This window comes from Vibrio sp. T13N (genome assembly GCF_032970445.1).
Lineage (GTDB): Bacteria > Pseudomonadota > Gammaproteobacteria > Enterobacterales > Vibrionaceae > Vibrio > Vibrio diabolicus.
In genome coordinates this window covers 16887-33153 of record NZ_JAWJYE010000013.1, presented here as the reverse complement: position 1 = coordinate 33153, position 16267 = coordinate 16887, and the positions used below count along the sequence as shown (strand labels likewise).

Genomic DNA, 16267 nt, shown 5'->3' with positions numbered 1-16267 from the left:
TTATTGCCTGTTATTAACGCTTTAATGTCTTGATTCGGCTGGCATTCACAACCTCCAATTCAACTTGTCAGTCTTGTCTAGTCGCTTTTGAAGATACCGAATTAATCTCTCTTATATGTCACTGAAGCTTCGGTTAGTGGGTGTCGTGGTGGTGTTTTTACGTGCTAGATTTGGCTGATATCGATTCAAAATGCACACCGAATCTTCACTTGTTTTCCATTAACGGAATTATGACAGTAATTTAATAAAGGATACGGTATTCTGCGCTCCTTTGTACATGCCAGAACGTCCGTCCTACTTAGTCGGAGGGGCGATTAATCTTAAGAAATTTCTCAAATGAAATACGAACAACAGATTGGATATCGATACCCTAAAGGTCGATTTGCCATGGTGAGTGTATACGCATTCACTGGTGCCGCGATTTTAGCATCGACTATTTTTTCTCTATTGCTGTTTTTGTCGATCGACGAAAACCCGATGATGCAAACCTTATTTGGTGGTTTAGCGATTATTTTTGAAGCGGGTAAGTTCTACGCTTGGTATGAATACGGTGAGCGCCGAGCCCATCGCAACTATACAGGGGCGGCAACCGCTCTCGTGTTTTATTTAGTCTTAGCTGCGATCTCCATTGGCGGTAGTATTGGTGGCATTAACAGTGCAACAAACAGCGCACAAAGTCATATTTCGGTAGAGCAGGCGAAAGTGGAAGCGTTTAATCGCCAGATTGCGGCAATCGATAAACAGATTGAGCTCAACAATATGGCGGCGCAGAAATACATCGAGATGGAGCGTATCGCGACCGGTGTAACTCGCATTCAGGAGCAAAACAAAACCTTACGCGAAGAGCAGCAACGCTTGGCTATGGAACGCGATAGTTTGCCACCGGTGACGCAAGGCTCAGTGATTGGTTTGATTGATAGCTTAGCCAACGCATTTGGTACCACCTCTCAGCAAGCTCAGCTTGGCTTGGTTGTATTTCTTTCGATTCTGTTGGATTTCTTTGCTGCATTTTTTGTCGGCCTGATTGGTGAAGAGCAACGGTTCAGACATTTCTACCGCCGAAATGAGGGCATGATACTGAAAACGGTTCGCGATATCGATCCAGAGCCAGCGGGGTATCTTCCTCATATCAAAGAGGAGGAAGAGCAAGAAATACCAGTAACGCCGGAGCCTGAAGAGCCAAAAGAACCGAAAACTCTGTTAGAGCAAGTGAGCGATGCACTTAAAACGCATCAAATTACGTGCACTAAAAAAGCCGTTGCCAAACAATTTAGGCTATCTGCGGAAGAGGTAGACAAGGTGTTTGAGGAATTGGCAGAGCTCGGTTTGGTGGGTAAAAAAGCCAACCACCATTATCATTGGATAGGTCAGACAGAGGCCGCATAATTGGTTATCAATTAGAGATCGGAAAGAGCGTCAATCGGCGCTCTTTTTTTACTGTAAGGTTTCGCTACTAAAGTGAGCCAAAAGAAGAGAGATGATTTAAAAATAGAAAAACAAAAAAGTGCCACCGAAGTGACACTTTTTCTTTAGTGTAGAAGGGATCAGTTGTCGTAAACGTCCAACTCCACTTCACGGGCAATATTTTGGTCGTTGATGATTACACCATCGACTTCGACACGAGCACCATTTAGGTTAAGTTCTTCGATACCTTGGAAGCGTGTGTGTGCATCAATTACAACGGTCGTGTTGTTTAGCAATTGATCTGCGTCGTTTTCGCAACGCTCGATGTCAAATGTTCTTGCTTCAGCATCGTAGTTTGATACGTATCCTTCACATTCAAATTCTTTACCGCGCCATTGGTTGTTATCGTCAAAGTCTGGTTGCTCAAACTCAATAACGGTAGCGATGCGTTTGCCATTTTTCATGACAGACGTTACTTCCACTTCTTGGCCTTGTTTTAGGTTCGCTTTGCTGCCATCTTCAAATCGTGTTGCGTTATCGATGAAGAATGCACCTCGGTAGTTTAATGAAAACTCACTGTAATCATTTGCAACCCAAGTCACGATGCCTTCCACATCGCTGTCATTGCTTATGACGTCGTAGCCTTCAACTTCTACCTCATTTGCCATGAAGACGCCGTTTTGCATTTCACCTTCTACTTCCACCCATTGGCCGGTGCTAAGTTGGCTAATGTTGTCGTAAGATACGGTTATATTTGTACCAAGCTTAAACGTGCCAGCATTTTCATCGATACTAGTAATGCGACCTTCCAGTTCGTAGTAGCTTCCAAGAGTTGGGTAATCGTTATCTACGTCGATTTCGACCACAGACAACACTCGATAACCCGCATCCGCAGTCGGCAAGGATGACACCATCACCCAGTCGTTGATCTCTATATCATCACTTAAACCGTCAAACTGCAGATCTACGCCGTTTACCGTAAATGTTTTCTTCACATAATCAATTGCTGTAACACGTCCGGTAATGGTTGGCTCAAGTGTTACTAAGAAGCCATCGTCAGACGCTTTACGAACATCTGTTCCTACTTGAACCATCATTTTGGGTTCTACATCGGCTAATTGCATTGATGTATCGCCATAAACCACCCCAGACACATGGTATGTATATCCATTGACGGTTAACGTGTTTTCTTCAGCGTTGACCGCTTCAACAGAGCCAATCGCTACACTTGGTTTCACTACTGGTTGAGTTGGTGTGCTATCGCTATTGCTGCCACCACCTGAACCACCACAACCAGACAATGCCAAACCTACTACAGAAATAAGAGCGAGTTTTTTCATTGTATTAACCTCAATTTACGAGCTAGTTTAGGAAATTGCCTGTATCTTATTGGGCATATCGTGAAGAGATCGTGAAGAAATGTGATTTTTATGAAAATTTTAATTGTAGATGACAACCACAATGTCTCGGAGACGATTGCGGACTATCTTGAGCTTGAAGGCATGATTATCGATTGTGCGTATCATGGTGAGGCCGCACTGAAGTTAATCGAGGATAATCATTACGATGTAATCATCATGGATATCATGATGCCTAAGCTCGATGGCATTAGTACGGTACAGAAACTGCGACAAGATGAGCTCTGTGGAACGCCAATCCTCTTCCTAACCGCAAAAGATACGTTAGATGACAAAATCGCGGCATTTAAAGCGGGAGGCGATGATTATTTAATGAAGCCATTTGCGATGGAAGAGCTTAGTTTGCGTGTTCATGCTTTGGCTAATCGCGGTCCAAGGCAAGATATTGGCACGCTCAAGTTTGCGGACATTTGTTTAGATGCGCGCACAGGCAAAGTGACGAGAAAAGACAAAGAAATTAAGCTGAGCCGAATTCAAACCAAGATTTTAAAGTTACTTCTCCAACGTGCTCCAGCATCGGTTTCGCGCACAGAAGTGATCGATAGTGTGTGGGGAGACGAACCACCCGGAAGTGATGCACTTCGTAGCCATATTTATGGTTTAAGAACCGCGTTAGACAAAGGTTTTGAAGAATCACGATTAGAGACTATTCATGGACAAGGTTACCGACTTAAAGCATAACGAATATCCAAGTATTTATCGCAAGATCCGTTGGGGTTTTGGGGGCATGACGTTTGTGATGTTTACTCTTTTTTGGTCGCTGATTTATGTGGCAGAAAACAAACTTGAAGTGCTGAGTTTACATCACTGGCTTGATACTGAAGCGGCACTTTATAGTGAGAGTTTCGAGAAACAGGGCTGGGATGCGCCATTGCCAAACGTATTGGAGTTCAACTCATATTGGAGTGAAGCACCGACACCGGATTGGTTGCTCTCTTTTACTTCGCCCGGTTTTTATGAATATCTGCTTGGTGACGAAGACAAACACTTTGTCGTATTGAAACATCCCTCAGGGAAGGGGCTTATGTACATTGTGTTTCAAGATGACTCCGATGACTACCTCGACGAATACGAAAGCTCGCTGCATCAGTTTACGCTACTGCTCGGTGGCTTATTTTCATTTGTTATGGTCGGGTATGGCATTTATATGGTGCGAATATTGTCTCGACCACTAGCGCAAATCGAAGACAAAATCAGCCAAATGTCACCGGATCAACCCGCTTTCCAAGTTGAAACCAAGTTCAGCGAGACACGCCAGATAGAGCAAACTTTGCTGGATAATAAAAACGATATCGCGGGCTATTTCAAACGAGAGCAAGAATTTAGCCGTTTTGCATCGCATGAGTTGAGAACGCCAATCATGGTGATCAAAGGCTCAACAGACATTCTAACGCGTATTCCAGAACAACCTCGAGTCGCGCAAAAAGCCATCGCGAGGATGCAGTCAGCTTGTGAAGACATGCGCGTACTGACAGAAGCGTTTCTCTTGCTCGGTAAAGAGAAAATAGAGCCTCAGCATTACGGAGAGCATCCGCTTCTTACTTGTCTACAAAAACAGTTGGAAGAGCTGGCTCCTTTATTTGCCAAGCAAGATTCGAATTACGCTTTGCACGAACAACATAGTGGTGTAGTGACGGCTCCAGAGAGTTTTGTGACCATTGTTATCAACAATCTGATTAAAAACGCCTTTAGCTATAGTGTAGGGGATATTGAAATTGAGTTGAAAGGTCATGCTCTTAAGATCCTGAATCGTCACGATGGTAACGAGACGTACAACGCCGGCTACGGTTGTGGTCTTGTTATCGTACAACGCATATGTGAACGAATGGGATGGGCGTTAATACTGGACGATGATGGTGTTCGATTTAGTGCGAAAGTGGAATTCTGTTCCTAGCTTTGTGCGTCTAACCCACAGTCAAACAAGAAAAAACTGGAATTTGAATTAGACTGAAGTTAGTGACGCGGAAACTTGAGGAACCGTTATGCTTTCTTATCAGGTCAGCAGAAGTATTGAAATTAATAAGAATCAAAGCGAGATTATTGGCTATCTCAAGGATTTTAATAACTGGCCTGATTGGTCACCTTGGATCATTCTTGAACCGAGCTGCGAGCTGACATTCAGCGATAATCAAGGTCACGTTGGAGCCGGTTACCAATGGAATGGTCAGCGTATTGGGACTGGTGCCATCGTACTTGAAAGCACTCAAGAGCATCGGTTAGATATGGAGCTTCATTTCTTTCGCCCAATCAAGAGTCACGGAAAGGTGACTCTAATAGTGACGCCGTCACAAGATGGTTGTTTAGTCGAATGGCAAATGCAATCACGCGTTCCTTGGTATCTGTTCTTTTTGAAAAGTATGTTTAAGTCGATGATAGAGATGGATTATCAACGTGGGCTACGCATGCTCAAAAGCAAACTTGAAACCGGGCAAGTGCTCTCAGACTTGGTTGAAATTGGTAATCGAACCCTGCCTCAGGTTCACTATATCGGAATAAAAGGCGAGGCCACCATTCCAGAATTAGGTCCGGTAATAGAAGAACAAGTTCACAAGTTAAAGCAGATAGTTGATAACAAGGGCTTATCTGTGAACGGTGAGTTATTTTGTTATTACCAGTCGATGGATACGCAGAAAGGCACGTTTGAGTTTATCACTTGCTTACCACTTGATAACGAGGTAACTGCGCCAGAGGGAGCGGTTTCCGGTACCATACCTAAGAGTGAAACATTTGTCGTCGAGCACCGCGGGGAGTATCAGTTTTTGGGAAATGCCTGGGCTTTAGCGATGAACTTGGTTCGCCAGAGCGGTATGAAAGCCAAAATCAGTCCATTAGGGATTGAGCGCTACTTAGATAATCCGCAAGAAACCACGCAGGATAAACTAAGAACCGAAGTTATTTTATTTAAGAAATGACAGGCGCAGCCGGACACGCTCCCCTAAATATCATGCTAGTTCCGTAGTAATCTACAAAGGAAAAAGAGGGTCTCTATACCCACCTATAAAAATGCCTCAGCAATCGCTGAGGCATGGTTTTATCAGCCAACTTCTCTTGCTAGAGAATTATTGTGCACGGTACTTACCGCTGTTTAGTTCAATTTTAGACGCTTTTACCCGGCTGTCTGCGTTTAGATAGTCGCTAATGCTCAGTAGGTCTTGATCTTGAGATGCTTTTAACACCGCAGACTCTCCCTCTGCGAAGACAACTTCCAGCTTTAGCTCTTTGGCGACCGATTTCGCTTCGTTAGGGTTGTTTACCGTGATGTAAACCAGTCCAGTGGCCTTGGATACATTGCTAAACGCATTCTTAAACACTTCATCACCGGCTTGAAGTTTTACTTCTTCGTATAGGCTCCTAGCTGTACCCGTTTGCACCTTGCGATAATCTTGGCCATTAATCTCAACCGCTTCTGAAGGCACGAACAGTTCAGGTGCGGGTTGTTGAGAGAGTTGTTGCTCAGCGTATGCGCTAGCTGTCATCATAGAAAGAGCCAGCATAGAAAATGATATGTATTTCATGTAATTGACTCCTTAGTGTCCAAAGATGCGCATCGACCAGTTCTTAATAACACCTGGCTGAGTGTTGTTTGCCATCGGAACGTCATAGATGGTTGAAGAGTTAAAATATGCAATGTAAGAAAAGACTTCGTCGCCATTCGTATCTATTGCTCGTAATGTCCATTCGCCTTTTGCATCTTCGCCATAGAACTGGTTAGACAACATTAATTGGTCTTTGTAGCCAGTAATCGTTGGGTCAAGAGATTGACCAACAAGACCATTACGTGGTGTTTGCAAAACGGAACGAGTCCCTGATGGCGAAACGAGCTCGATAGCTAAGTCGGGCAGGCGAGAGTGGTCTAATGTCAATTTCACTTGAACGGATTCTACCTTCAGATCATCGGTAATAGCGATACTTGATGAACCGCCAGCCAGACTCGCATCGGGTACACTGATTTCTTTAGCATTATTAACCCAAGGCGTAATAACTTGAGGCGGTAAAACACGATTTGTCATGCGAGCACGTTGCATTGCTTCATCCAAATCGACAGCGCCGAAGCCATAAAAAGTATGGAAATCTACGCCTGCAGCGTTTTTCTGCCAAGGAGAAATAGCCTCGTAGCTAACCTGTTCACCTTTGTGGTTAGTAAATTCAAGTTGTACGCCTGGATGCGTTTTATCCGTTACTTTTGCTGTTTCTGCTAGTAAAGCACGTACATCACGAGCAGAAAGTGCATGATTTGTGGACATGATTGCCGCGATGGCACCGGACGTGTTTGGCGCAGCCGACGAGGTTCCGTTCATTGTACTGGTATAGTTACAATTCGGGTCTAGCTCCGTACCGCCGTGTAAGCCATTGATACCAAGTCCGTCGCTGGTATTTTGCCCTTCTTCACAACCCATCAAATCGGTGGTGACCATGGCAGGGAAGTCTTGCCCATATTCACCTGCTGGTGCGGCAACCCACACGTTAGACCCCACCGATGAGTAACTCGCTCGCGTGCCATCCGCACGTAGTGCACTGGTGATTAAATTAAAATAGTTGGCGTTGTCATAAGACTGAGCGGAGTTGTGCATCGGCAAGCCTTGGTTGTCTCCACCAGCAAAGAAGTTACTTGGTAATACGAAGAATCTTCCCGCATTGAAATAGCGATAACCATTGCCGGCTGACTTAACAAATACAGCACCGCGTCCCCATGAGTTACTCTCGCTGACATTTTTTATCACGTCCATTTCAAGTTTAAGTTGAGGATCGCTTTCATCAAAAGTTATTGGGTTGATCGGGCTGAAACCATAGCTTTGGTTAAATACACGAACATCGCGTGTGGCTGGGTCCATGCCGTGAGAGATTAGCCAGCCTTCTAATGTCTGGTTGGCTAACCAGTTAAAACCAATAAGAGAAGAGTGAGAAGCAACACCGCGTCCACCTTCACCATTGTTGCCGACTGCGCTGATCAAACCGGCGACAGCAGTGCCGTGACCATTGGTATCAACCGGATAACTTAATGGGAAAGAAGAGTCTTCGACGAAGTTTCTGCTACCTGTAACTATATTACCTGCAAGATCTGGGTGATCGATCTGCACTCCAGAATCAATGACCGCGACTTTTACACCAATACCCGCAATACCCATTGCTTGAGTGAGCTTGGTGTTTAGGTCGTTCCCAGCAACAGCTGGGTTAGCTGCAAAAGCAGTTTGCCCTGTGTTGTCTAAGTGCCATTGTTCAGAATAGAGTGGATCAAACGCCGTGACGGCAGGTGCAATGCCTACTGCCAACATAGCAGCAAATAGGCGGTTAATGCGTATTTCCATTTTTGACCTCATGTCTTTGTTTGGAATTTTTTAGCTCCTGTTTCATATTCCTCTAACAGGAATAAACAAAGCTAACGACAAAGAATAAGGACGAAAACCATTTACAACTTGTTTACGTCAAAAGTTCGACGAACAACATGAGTCAGTGTTAATTCACTGAAATTATAGGGTTTTTTAATGTCGAATAGCGCATGCATGAAAAGTAAAAAGCAGAAAATACGGTCGTACTGTCTGCTTTGAGAGGAAGGATTATTTAGTTGAAGCTGGTTGAATTGTCGCCATTGGTTTCTTCGGTTTGGCCTTTTCTTTGGGTAACACGTTATCAATCCACTTTTTGATGTATAGCTTATTGAACTCACTATCACACCACTTCTTGTTTAAACCACGTCGGTTAAACTCAGCGCCAATCGCAACTTTGGTTTGGTTGGTTGCACGGTTGTAGTAGAGGGTCTCGCACAACTGAGTGTTACTCATTTGCTGGGCATATACGTTAACACTGCTGCTGCGCATTCCCAGTTGAGAGGCTTGATGGTTACTACACGCAGTGAGAAGTGCAGGCGCAAAAATAGCGATGGTTAGGATTTTTTTCATTTTGCTCTTATGACGTCGGGTGAATAACGAAGCGATTTCTTCCTGCTTGCTTTGCGTCATACAAAGCTTGATCTGCGAAGAAAAACCATTGATCCCATTCTTGTTGAATAGTTTTTACGGACAGTCTGTCGACAGCCCCGAGAGAAATTGTCGCGTTTAATGACTTAGAGTCAACCACTAGTGGCGTGTTTTCCACGATATATCTCAATCGATCCAAGAATTTAGCGCAATCTTCAGTTCTGTTTACTTCAAATAATAAGACAAACTCCTCTCCACCCCAACGGATGAGTAGGTCACCAGAGCGAGTCGATTCATTAAATAACCTGGCAATATGCATTAACATCTTGTCGCCAATATCATGCCCATATTCATCGTTAAACGTTTTAAAATGATCGATATCTAATACGGCTAAGGCAAACGTTCTATCTGGGCTTCTACGAGCCATTTTATCCAGCCAAATGGGAAGGTAGCGACGGTTGTGCAGTTGAGTTAATGGATCGGTAGTATTTTCTTGAGTGAGTGCTTTATTAATACTCCTAACGCGCAGTACGTAACGAAAGCCAACGACACCAATCGCTGCGATAGCGATAAAGTAGAACATTTCTCTATAGCGTTGTGAACGCAGCTCTGAAGCTTGCAACGCATTTTTAGTTTCTAGTAGCTTGAGTTCTTTCTGAGCTAACTTAGCTTCGAGGTCAAACTTAATATTAATCATCTCTTCGCCGTGAATATGATGAGAAAATTCAGCTTCTAGCTCTCTTAACTGAGTCAAGTAACGAAAAGCCGCTTCAAAATTATTAAGGGTTTGATTCGCGTTTACTAGGACCGACAGCATATCAATGCGCTGTCGTATTTCTAGCTCATCGGTTGATTTAGTTTGCTCAAGTACGTTGATAGCTGTCGAAATAGCTTTATCGTATTGTTCATCTGCGAGGTATGCTTCTGCATATGCTTCATAACAAGGCATTTTCTTCGCCTCTACGTTTCCCGTGATAGGGAGAGCTACGCAACGCTGTGCAACCATCAACGCTTCATCAATTTTCCCTATCGAACTTAACATTTGTGAGAAGCTGGATAATGAATAGTGTTTGATGACGTCTGACCCCGTTTGCATTGAGAGTCGGATTGCTTCATTAAAATAGTATTCTGCCTTTTCGCTATCTCCACTGCTTAAGTGAACAATACTTAAGTTTGCGTAGATAACCCCAATGAAAAGGCTGTTGTCATATTGATATTCGCTGTTTAAATAGGTATCGAGTGCTTGCGTAAGGTAGCTACTGGCGCGAGCCCAATCGGATGCATCGATATAGACGGTACCGATGTTATTCAGCGTCATGGCAACTTGCATTTCAAATACGGTTCTCTCTAACAACTCATAGGCGGTTCGGTAATACTTGAGTCCGCTACGTAGTTGACTCCGTGAAACCTCTAAGTTCCCTAGCCAGCGATATGCTCTTCCTTCTAGCGCTAAATAGCCGAGATCGCGGGCTTCAGCGATGATGTCATGGAGTACAAGTTCTGCATTCCAATTGTCGTCTAGTTCAATCATGGTTACCGCTTTATTAAGCTGTGCTTCAGCGACTACCCACGGTAAATTATGCTCTGTCCCAAACTCAATTAAATCAGGCATATCTTTGGGCAGCGGAACGCCTTCGTAGCGCTTTAGGTATAGGCGCGCAAAGTAATAAAGCGCAAGAGATTCCGCTGACGCATTCTGTGGCGCAACTAATTCATCTTCTTCAATTGAGCGCGGCTTACCCATTGAACGAAAATAGAGATTGAGCATGGAGCTGCTTTGAGGAGAAATGTGTTCTTCCAGGTAGCTCTGTTTTTCTGTGTTGGCAAGTACATGGGTTGGATGGAAGAAGAATCCAAGTACTGAGAACAGCGCGCAAGTTAGCGTTTTAATCGGAAAGTGCATGAGCTTATTAATAAAATGTGATCTCGTTTAACCCTAATACTAGGTAAGTCTATCACTTCTTATTGGCTAAGTGCGGATGGATTCCGAGTTACAAACGGCTTGTGAAGAAAGTTTCGCGAAAGGTGAGGCTAATATTATGATTTATAATGATAAATCTGTTCAAAAGTGGAAAGATTGATTTAACGACAAGATAAACAGTGCGACGAATCTAGTGTGTCGAACATTGTTAGTGGTGTAAGTTTCATCATTTAGTCGGTGCGATTCGCATCTCGAAAGATGGCTGGTTCGCTAAAAAATTATCTTTCTGTCATAAATATTTAATGTTTGTATGGGTTGTTAAAAAACTCGATATTAGACATAGTGTTATTAAGCCAATAAAAAATGGCTTTTATAATAAACAGGAGATTAACTATGCATAATGAAATGATTCAACCTTCACACTTCGGTATTATTGGCCGCACTTGTATCGCTTCAGTACTTATGATTGCGGGCGTTTTTGCTCTTATTTAAGAGTCAATGGTAACGATGGTTACCCGCTTAAGAGTAAGAAAATTCAGGGAATCACCTTAATCTCGTATAAGGTATTCCCCTGAAAATCCAACCTAATAACTACTTTTTAGCTGAAGAAGCTAAAAATAAATGCACTTACCGCTACAATGCCCGCAGTTAAAACAAAGTAAGTTGAGCCATTTCCACGATATTGTTTCAATGCATCGATTTTGTATACCGCTAACATTGGCATAATAAATAAGATCATCGCGATAACAGGCCCTGACAACGCTTCCATCATACCAAGAATGCTTGGGTTCATGATCGCTGCTGCCCAGATTGAAAAGAAAAGTACTGCAACGCTGATACGATCAACCCGCTTTTCAGACAGTTTAGAGTGTTTGGTAATTAAACCATTTAAGCTTTCGCGTGCACCTAAAAAGTGCCCAAGAAAAGAGGAAGTGATAGCAACAAAAGCCACCAAAGGACCAAGCGTTGCGATAAATGGGTTGTCTGTTGCATTGGCTAAATAAGACAGCACCGACACGTTTTGTTCTTTAGCTTGAGCCAATTGCTCTGGTGACAGCGCTAATACACACGAAAAGACAAAAATAAGCACAAACGCAATTAACATGATGCTAGTGCGTCGAAGAATTACTTCGGATTTCGCATCCGCTTGATCGCCATAATGGCGACGTTGCACATTTGCAAAGCTTGAAATCGCAGCTGCGTGACTAAACGAGAAAATAACCACAGGAACCGCTAACCACATAGTGCTAGCAAAAGCAGACGCTTCAGGGGCGTCCATGATTGGCATGGTCCAGTTTGGTATCAAGTAAAATGAAAGAAAGGCAAGAATAGCCACTAATGGGTAAACCATAATGGCAAAAGCCCGTAGCATGACTTTTTCGCCCGCCATCATAATGGCAATTAATGCAAACACTAGTGCACCTGAAAGCAGAGGGCGAGGCAAAGAAGCCATATCAGCTTGGTTAACCATAAAACTGTCTACGGTATTGGTAATACCGACACCGTAAATTAACAGGATCGGGAAGATCGAAAGAAAATACAGCAGTGAAATAGAGCGACCCGCTTTTGCGCCAAAGTGCTCTTCCACTACATCAGTAAAGTCTGCATTTTTGATCTTGGAAGACAGTACAAAGCGAGCTAAGCCACGGTGGGCAAGATAAGTCATTGGGAAAGCAAGCACAGCCATTGCGACTAACGGCCAAAACCCGCCAATACCAAGGTTGATCGGCAGAAATAGAATGCCTGCACCAACGGCTGTTCCAAACAGACTAAGGACCCAATGTGTATCGTGTTTTGACCAAGATGTTGTTGTGTTTAATTCACTGGAATTTAACGCATTTCGAGATTCTTTCACTTAAAACTCGCTTTTATAAAAATAATAATGCGGAGAATGGTATAGGTTTTGGTGTTTGTTATCACATCGGAAGTGTGGTGAATCATGCTGAATATAAGGGGTGGTTGTAACTTATCAAACTATGAATTTTTTTAAAAACTAGAATTTTAATCTAAATCTTAAGTAATAAATTGGTGTTATATTTCAAATTTTTACTAATGGGTGGTTTTTGATTTCGTGGTTAAAACTTAATCATGGATGTATATGCTAAAGAAGCTTGCTCTTACTTAATGAGCCATGGTGCATATTGGAGGGCTAGCAAGTGGCAGGTCTATGAGTCCTGCATTTAGATGAGTTTTAGGTATATACTGCCGCCACAAATGTTAAAGGAGGAATCATTGAATGGACATTCTGTCTGCACATAAAGACGACTTATTGGCTGTGTATACGCTTGAAAATACTTTATTTGGAGAACATGCCTATCCTCAATTTTTCTTTCGGCAAGCTTTTGATTGTTGGGGGGAAAGCTTACTAGTGGCGAAAGAGGGGGAGCAAGTCGCAGGGTATATTTTGCTGACGACAAGCACAAATGCACAGCAATATTGGATCATGTCACTGGCTGTCGATACTCAACATCGTGGTAAGGGTATTGCGCGTTCTCTGATTGAAAGTGTCATCGCGCCGTTGAAGTTGGGCTCAAGTGTGAAGTTGACGGTCGATCCGAATAATCAGCCTGCATTGTCTTTGTACCTGTCCCTTGGCTTCAAAGTATTAAAAGAAGAAGCGCATTATTTCGGTGACGAAGAGTCTAGATTGGTCATGGAATTAGTAAAGTAACCCTGCACGATAATGAACGAAACTTGCACTCAATCAGTGCGCGGTATTACTTTGCAATAGTTGTTTGCATTCTAACGTTTTGTAAATTAAAGACTTTCAATCTTGGCACCTCGTTTGCTTTGAGATAAATGTTCATCGTTAACTCGATGCGCCGCTCTCTATAGCAAGCGAGAGCGGGATAGGGTATTACTTTTGAAAATGTACTAACAGCGTTAAAGGCATTGCTGCCTCTCTCGATTCGGGAGAGGCTTTTTTTTGCCTGTAATTTAGGATTAGTCGCGCAGGAGGCGTTATGTCACAAGGGTGTAGAAAGACAACTTGTCCGTATTGCGGAGTAGGCTGCGGAATTGAAATCAGCAATAACAAGATTATTGGAGATGCGCTTCATCCGGCCAATTCCGGTTCACTGTGTGTAAAGGGTGTCGCATTAGCAGAAAGCTTAAAAATGCCTTCAAGGTTGCTCTACCCCAAGCTAAGGGAAAAAGAAGTGTCATGGCAGTCGGTCACAGACTTAATTGCACAAGAGATCCATCAAGCGAAAGCGGAGTTTGGACCAGATTCTGTCGCGATGTATGTTTCAGGGCAGTTGCTTACTGAAGATTACTACGTCGCGAATAAACTCATGAAAGGTTATGTGGGTAGCGCGAACATCGATACCAATTCCCGTTTGTGTATGTCTTCGGCGGTTGCGGCTCATGTACGAGCATTTGGCGAAGATGTGGTTCCTGTTAATTACGACGACATTGATAAGACTGAGCTATTGATCATCTGCGGTGCGAATACTGCTTGGACGCATCCTGTTTTATTTCGACGTATTCAACAAGCGAGAGAGAACAACCCTAATCTCAAGCTGGTGGTCATTGACCCTCGTGAAACGGTCACAGCACAACAAGCGGATTTGCATTTACCGATTAAAAACGATGGTGATGTGTCACTTTTTAATGGGCTGATCAAGTTTCTTATCGAGCAGCAATGTATTGATTCTGAATACATAAATTCCCATACCGACGGGTTTGATGCGCTTGCAGAAGAAGTTTCTGATTTGCGTTACGATGTCACTAACTTAACGTCTTCCATTGGTATTTCAGAAGAAAAACTCACGACATTCTTCCAATGGTTCGCACAAAGCCCAACCGCAATCACGCTGTTTTGCCAAGGGGTTAACCAAGCCGAAAATGGTGTCGATAAAGGCAATGCAATCATTAATGCACACTTGGCGACAGGTAAAATTGCTAAGTCAGGTTGTGGGCCGTTTTCTATTACAGGTCAGCCGAATGCGATGGGTGGGCGAGAAGTCGGTGGTTTGGCAAACCAACTAGCGGTTCATCGCGCTTTTGACGCAGATTCTATAAAGCAAGTCCAAGCGTTTTGGGATTCACCCGAAATTGCCACTAAGCCTGGATTAAAAGCCGTCGAGCTGTTTGAGGCGGTAGAACGTGGTGAGATTAAAGTTCTGTGGATCATGGCAACCAATCCCGTGGTTTCTTTGCCTGATAATCAGATGGTTAAGCGCGCGTTAGAGGCTTGTCCTTTTGTGATTGTGTCTGATATTACCGCGGAGTCGGACGTTGCTAAATATGCAGATGTTTTATTGCCAGCGGCTGGTTGGGGTGAAAAGCAAGGCATGGTGACCAACTCTGAGCGTCGACTTTCAAGGCAGCGCCAGTTTCAAACACCTCCGGGTGAAGCAAAATCAGATTGGTGGGCGATAAGCCAAGTCGGACAAGCTCTGTGTGCATTGGAAAAGACACAAAATGGCTTTGCATTTACTTCTGAGCGGGCGGTATTCAGGGAATATGCGGCGATGACAGGCATGAATGCCGATTCGCCATTGAAGCTAGATCTTTCTCAATACGCCAACTTAACCGAGCAAGAATACGAAGAGTGGGTGCCGACACAATGGGGAGGAGAGCGTCCTTTTGCTGATGGAATCTATTCGCACCCAGATGGTAAAGCGCGTTTTGTCCTGACCAGTGAATCTCCAACGCGTTTAGAAAGAACAAAAGGCTGGTGGCTCAATACGGGCAGGCAACGTGACCAATGGCATACCATGACGCGTACAGGGCATATCGCACACCTAGCCGCCTCTGAGTTAGAGCCAACCGTGTACATGAATACACTCTCCGCCACTCAAAATCGCTTAAAAGCAGGACAACTCACCAAGCTGTTTCAGCCTACTTCAAACACCGGTATTTATGCCAAAGTTGCCATTGATGAAGGTTTAGGTTTTCAGGATCTGTTTATGTCAATGCACTGGGCGGGCCGATATGGCGGTAAAAGCAGTGTTAACGCGATAATAAACAGCGCAAAAGACCCTATTTCTGGGCAACCTGCGTTTAAGTCGTCTTATGTTGAAGTGCAAGACGCAGCGGTAAAAACCTACGGTATGTTCATCGGGACACAGTTTGATTCCGGCAAGTTTCTCTACAGCGCATTTCAAGCAGAAAGTAATTTGGGCATCTGGCGCTTCGCACACGATAAACGACCAAAAAAGCAGAGTTTTTGTCGAACGGAAAAGAGCCGCAGGATCACGATTGATATTGCCCAAGGTTGGCTAGCAGTGGATTACGATCTTGTTGGAGACGTTCGTATCATTCGTTCTGTTTTGGTGGTGTCTAGTGAACCGATTCAAACCGATTACACCAACTTTACGCACTTGATTGGCAAGCCGATGGAGTTATCGCAACTGCTTACCATCACTCAATCGCAAAGCAGCGCCAAACTGGTTTGTAGTTGTTTCCGTGTCACCGATAAACAAATACATGACGCGATGGAGAAACAAGACTGCACTTCACTGACCCAACTTCAAAACAAACTCAAATGCGGTACCAACTGTGGCTCATGCGTCTCTCAAATCAAACAAATGGTCGACAGCCATCAGCATCAAAAGGGCAAACAGCAAGCGAGCCAGCAAAGTCTGGCGATGCAAATAAAGTAA

At 43.8% G+C, this 16267-nt stretch carries 12 protein-coding genes; 6 read left to right on the top strand and 6 right to left on the bottom strand.

The window, feature by feature from the left end:
* The first annotated feature begins 336 nt into the window (after positions 1-336).
* Positions 337-1386 (top strand): hypothetical protein, encoded by a 1050-nt coding sequence (locus tag R2S67_RS18575; RefSeq protein ID WP_047009268.1) that lies wholly within the window; start codon positions 337-339, stop codon positions 1384-1386.
* A 158-nt stretch (positions 1387-1544) separates the two neighbouring features.
* On the opposite strand, the gene R2S67_RS18570 is transcribed toward R2S67_RS18575, so the two are convergent.
* Positions 1545-2744, bottom strand: coding sequence for a DUF5666 domain-containing protein (locus R2S67_RS18570; RefSeq protein WP_317346582.1), 1200 nt, complete (start codon positions 2742-2744; stop codon positions 1545-1547).
* Positions 2745-2834: 90 nt separating this feature from the next.
* Between R2S67_RS18570 and R2S67_RS18565 the strand changes: the two genes are divergently transcribed.
* The 3 genes from R2S67_RS18565 (at position 2835) to R2S67_RS18555 (ending at position 5734) form a co-directional block, all read left to right on the top strand.
* Positions 2835-3503: a response regulator transcription factor gene (locus R2S67_RS18565; RefSeq protein WP_047009266.1), complete on the top strand. Its 669-nt coding sequence runs from the start codon at positions 2835-2837 to the stop codon at positions 3501-3503.
* A complete protein-coding gene (locus R2S67_RS18560) occupies positions 3475-4716 on the top strand; it encodes a HAMP domain-containing sensor histidine kinase (RefSeq protein WP_317346580.1) in 1242 nt (413 codons plus the stop codon). Before R2S67_RS18565 ends, R2S67_RS18560 begins: the two co-directional genes overlap by 29 nt.
* 88 nt (positions 4717-4804) lie before the next feature.
* On the top strand, positions 4805-5734 hold the full coding sequence (locus R2S67_RS18555; RefSeq protein WP_317346579.1) for an SRPBCC family protein: 930 nt from the start codon (positions 4805-4807) through the stop codon (positions 5732-5734).
* Positions 5735-5881: 147 nt separating this feature from the next.
* Here R2S67_RS18555 and R2S67_RS18550 read toward each other — a convergent pair whose 3' ends face one another.
* The 5 genes from R2S67_RS18550 to R2S67_RS18530 form a co-directional block, all read right to left on the bottom strand.
* Complete coding sequence (locus R2S67_RS18550) at positions 5882-6337, bottom strand: hypothetical protein (protein WP_164665694.1); 456 nt, start codon at positions 6335-6337, stop codon at positions 5882-5884.
* Positions 6338-6349: 12 nt separating this feature from the next.
* Positions 6350-8128 carry a S8 family peptidase gene (locus R2S67_RS18545; RefSeq protein WP_317346577.1) on the bottom strand — a complete coding sequence of 593 codons (1779 nt, stop codon included), beginning with the start codon at positions 8126-8128 and terminating at the stop codon, positions 6350-6352.
* Positions 8129-8377: 249 nt separating this feature from the next.
* Positions 8378-8719, bottom strand: coding sequence for a hypothetical protein (locus R2S67_RS18540; protein WP_012842508.1), 342 nt, complete (start codon positions 8717-8719; stop codon positions 8378-8380).
* Positions 8720-8726: 7 nt separating this feature from the next.
* Positions 8727-10640 (bottom strand): tetratricopeptide repeat-containing diguanylate cyclase, encoded by a 1914-nt coding sequence (locus tag R2S67_RS18535; protein ID WP_253651218.1) that lies wholly within the window; start codon positions 10638-10640, stop codon positions 8727-8729.
* Between the two features lie 616 nt (positions 10641-11256).
* On the bottom strand, positions 11257-12513 hold the full coding sequence (locus R2S67_RS18530; RefSeq protein ID WP_317346574.1) for an aromatic amino acid transport family protein: 1257 nt from the start codon (positions 12511-12513) through the stop codon (positions 11257-11259).
* A gap of 381 nt (positions 12514-12894) precedes the next feature.
* On the opposite strand from R2S67_RS18530, the gene R2S67_RS18525 reads away from it, so the two are divergent.
* Together R2S67_RS18525 and R2S67_RS18520 are read left to right on the top strand one after the other, a co-directional pair.
* Positions 12895-13329, top strand: a complete 435-nt coding sequence (locus R2S67_RS18525) for a GNAT family N-acetyltransferase (RefSeq protein ID WP_046875335.1) — start codon at positions 12895-12897, stop codon at positions 13327-13329.
* A gap of 292 nt (positions 13330-13621) precedes the next feature.
* Positions 13622-16267 (top strand): nitrate reductase, encoded by a 2646-nt coding sequence (locus R2S67_RS18520; RefSeq protein ID WP_317346573.1) that lies wholly within the window; start codon positions 13622-13624, stop codon positions 16265-16267.

Excerpts from the sequence above, each read along its gene's own strand:
- R2S67_RS18575 (WP_047009268.1), top strand. The coding sequence starts at position 337 with ATGAAATACGAACAACAGATTGGATATCGATACCCTAAAGGTCGATTT.
- R2S67_RS18570 (WP_317346582.1), bottom strand. The coding sequence starts at position 2,744 with ATGAAAAAACTCGCTCTTATTTCTGTAGTAGGTTTGGCATTGTCTGGT.
- R2S67_RS18565 (WP_047009266.1), top strand. The coding sequence starts at position 2,835 with ATGAAAATTTTAATTGTAGATGACAACCACAATGTCTCGGAGACGATT.
- R2S67_RS18560 (WP_317346580.1), top strand. The coding sequence starts at position 3,475 with ATGGACAAGGTTACCGACTTAAAGCATAACGAATATCCAAGTATTTAT.
- R2S67_RS18555 (WP_317346579.1), top strand. The coding sequence starts at position 4,805 with ATGCTTTCTTATCAGGTCAGCAGAAGTATTGAAATTAATAAGAATCAA.
- R2S67_RS18550 (WP_164665694.1), bottom strand. The coding sequence starts at position 6,337 with ATGAAATACATATCATTTTCTATGCTGGCTCTTTCTATGATGACAGCT.
- R2S67_RS18545 (WP_317346577.1), bottom strand. The coding sequence starts at position 8,128 with ATGGAAATACGCATTAACCGCCTATTTGCTGCTATGTTGGCAGTAGGC.
- R2S67_RS18540 (WP_012842508.1), bottom strand. The coding sequence starts at position 8,719 with ATGAAAAAAATCCTAACCATCGCTATTTTTGCGCCTGCACTTCTCACT.
- R2S67_RS18535 (WP_253651218.1), bottom strand. The coding sequence starts at position 10,640 with ATGCACTTTCCGATTAAAACGCTAACTTGCGCGCTGTTCTCAGTACTT.
- R2S67_RS18525 (WP_046875335.1), top strand. The coding sequence starts at position 12,895 with ATGGACATTCTGTCTGCACATAAAGACGACTTATTGGCTGTGTATACG.
- R2S67_RS18520 (WP_317346573.1), top strand. The coding sequence starts at position 13,622 with ATGTCACAAGGGTGTAGAAAGACAACTTGTCCGTATTGCGGAGTAGGC.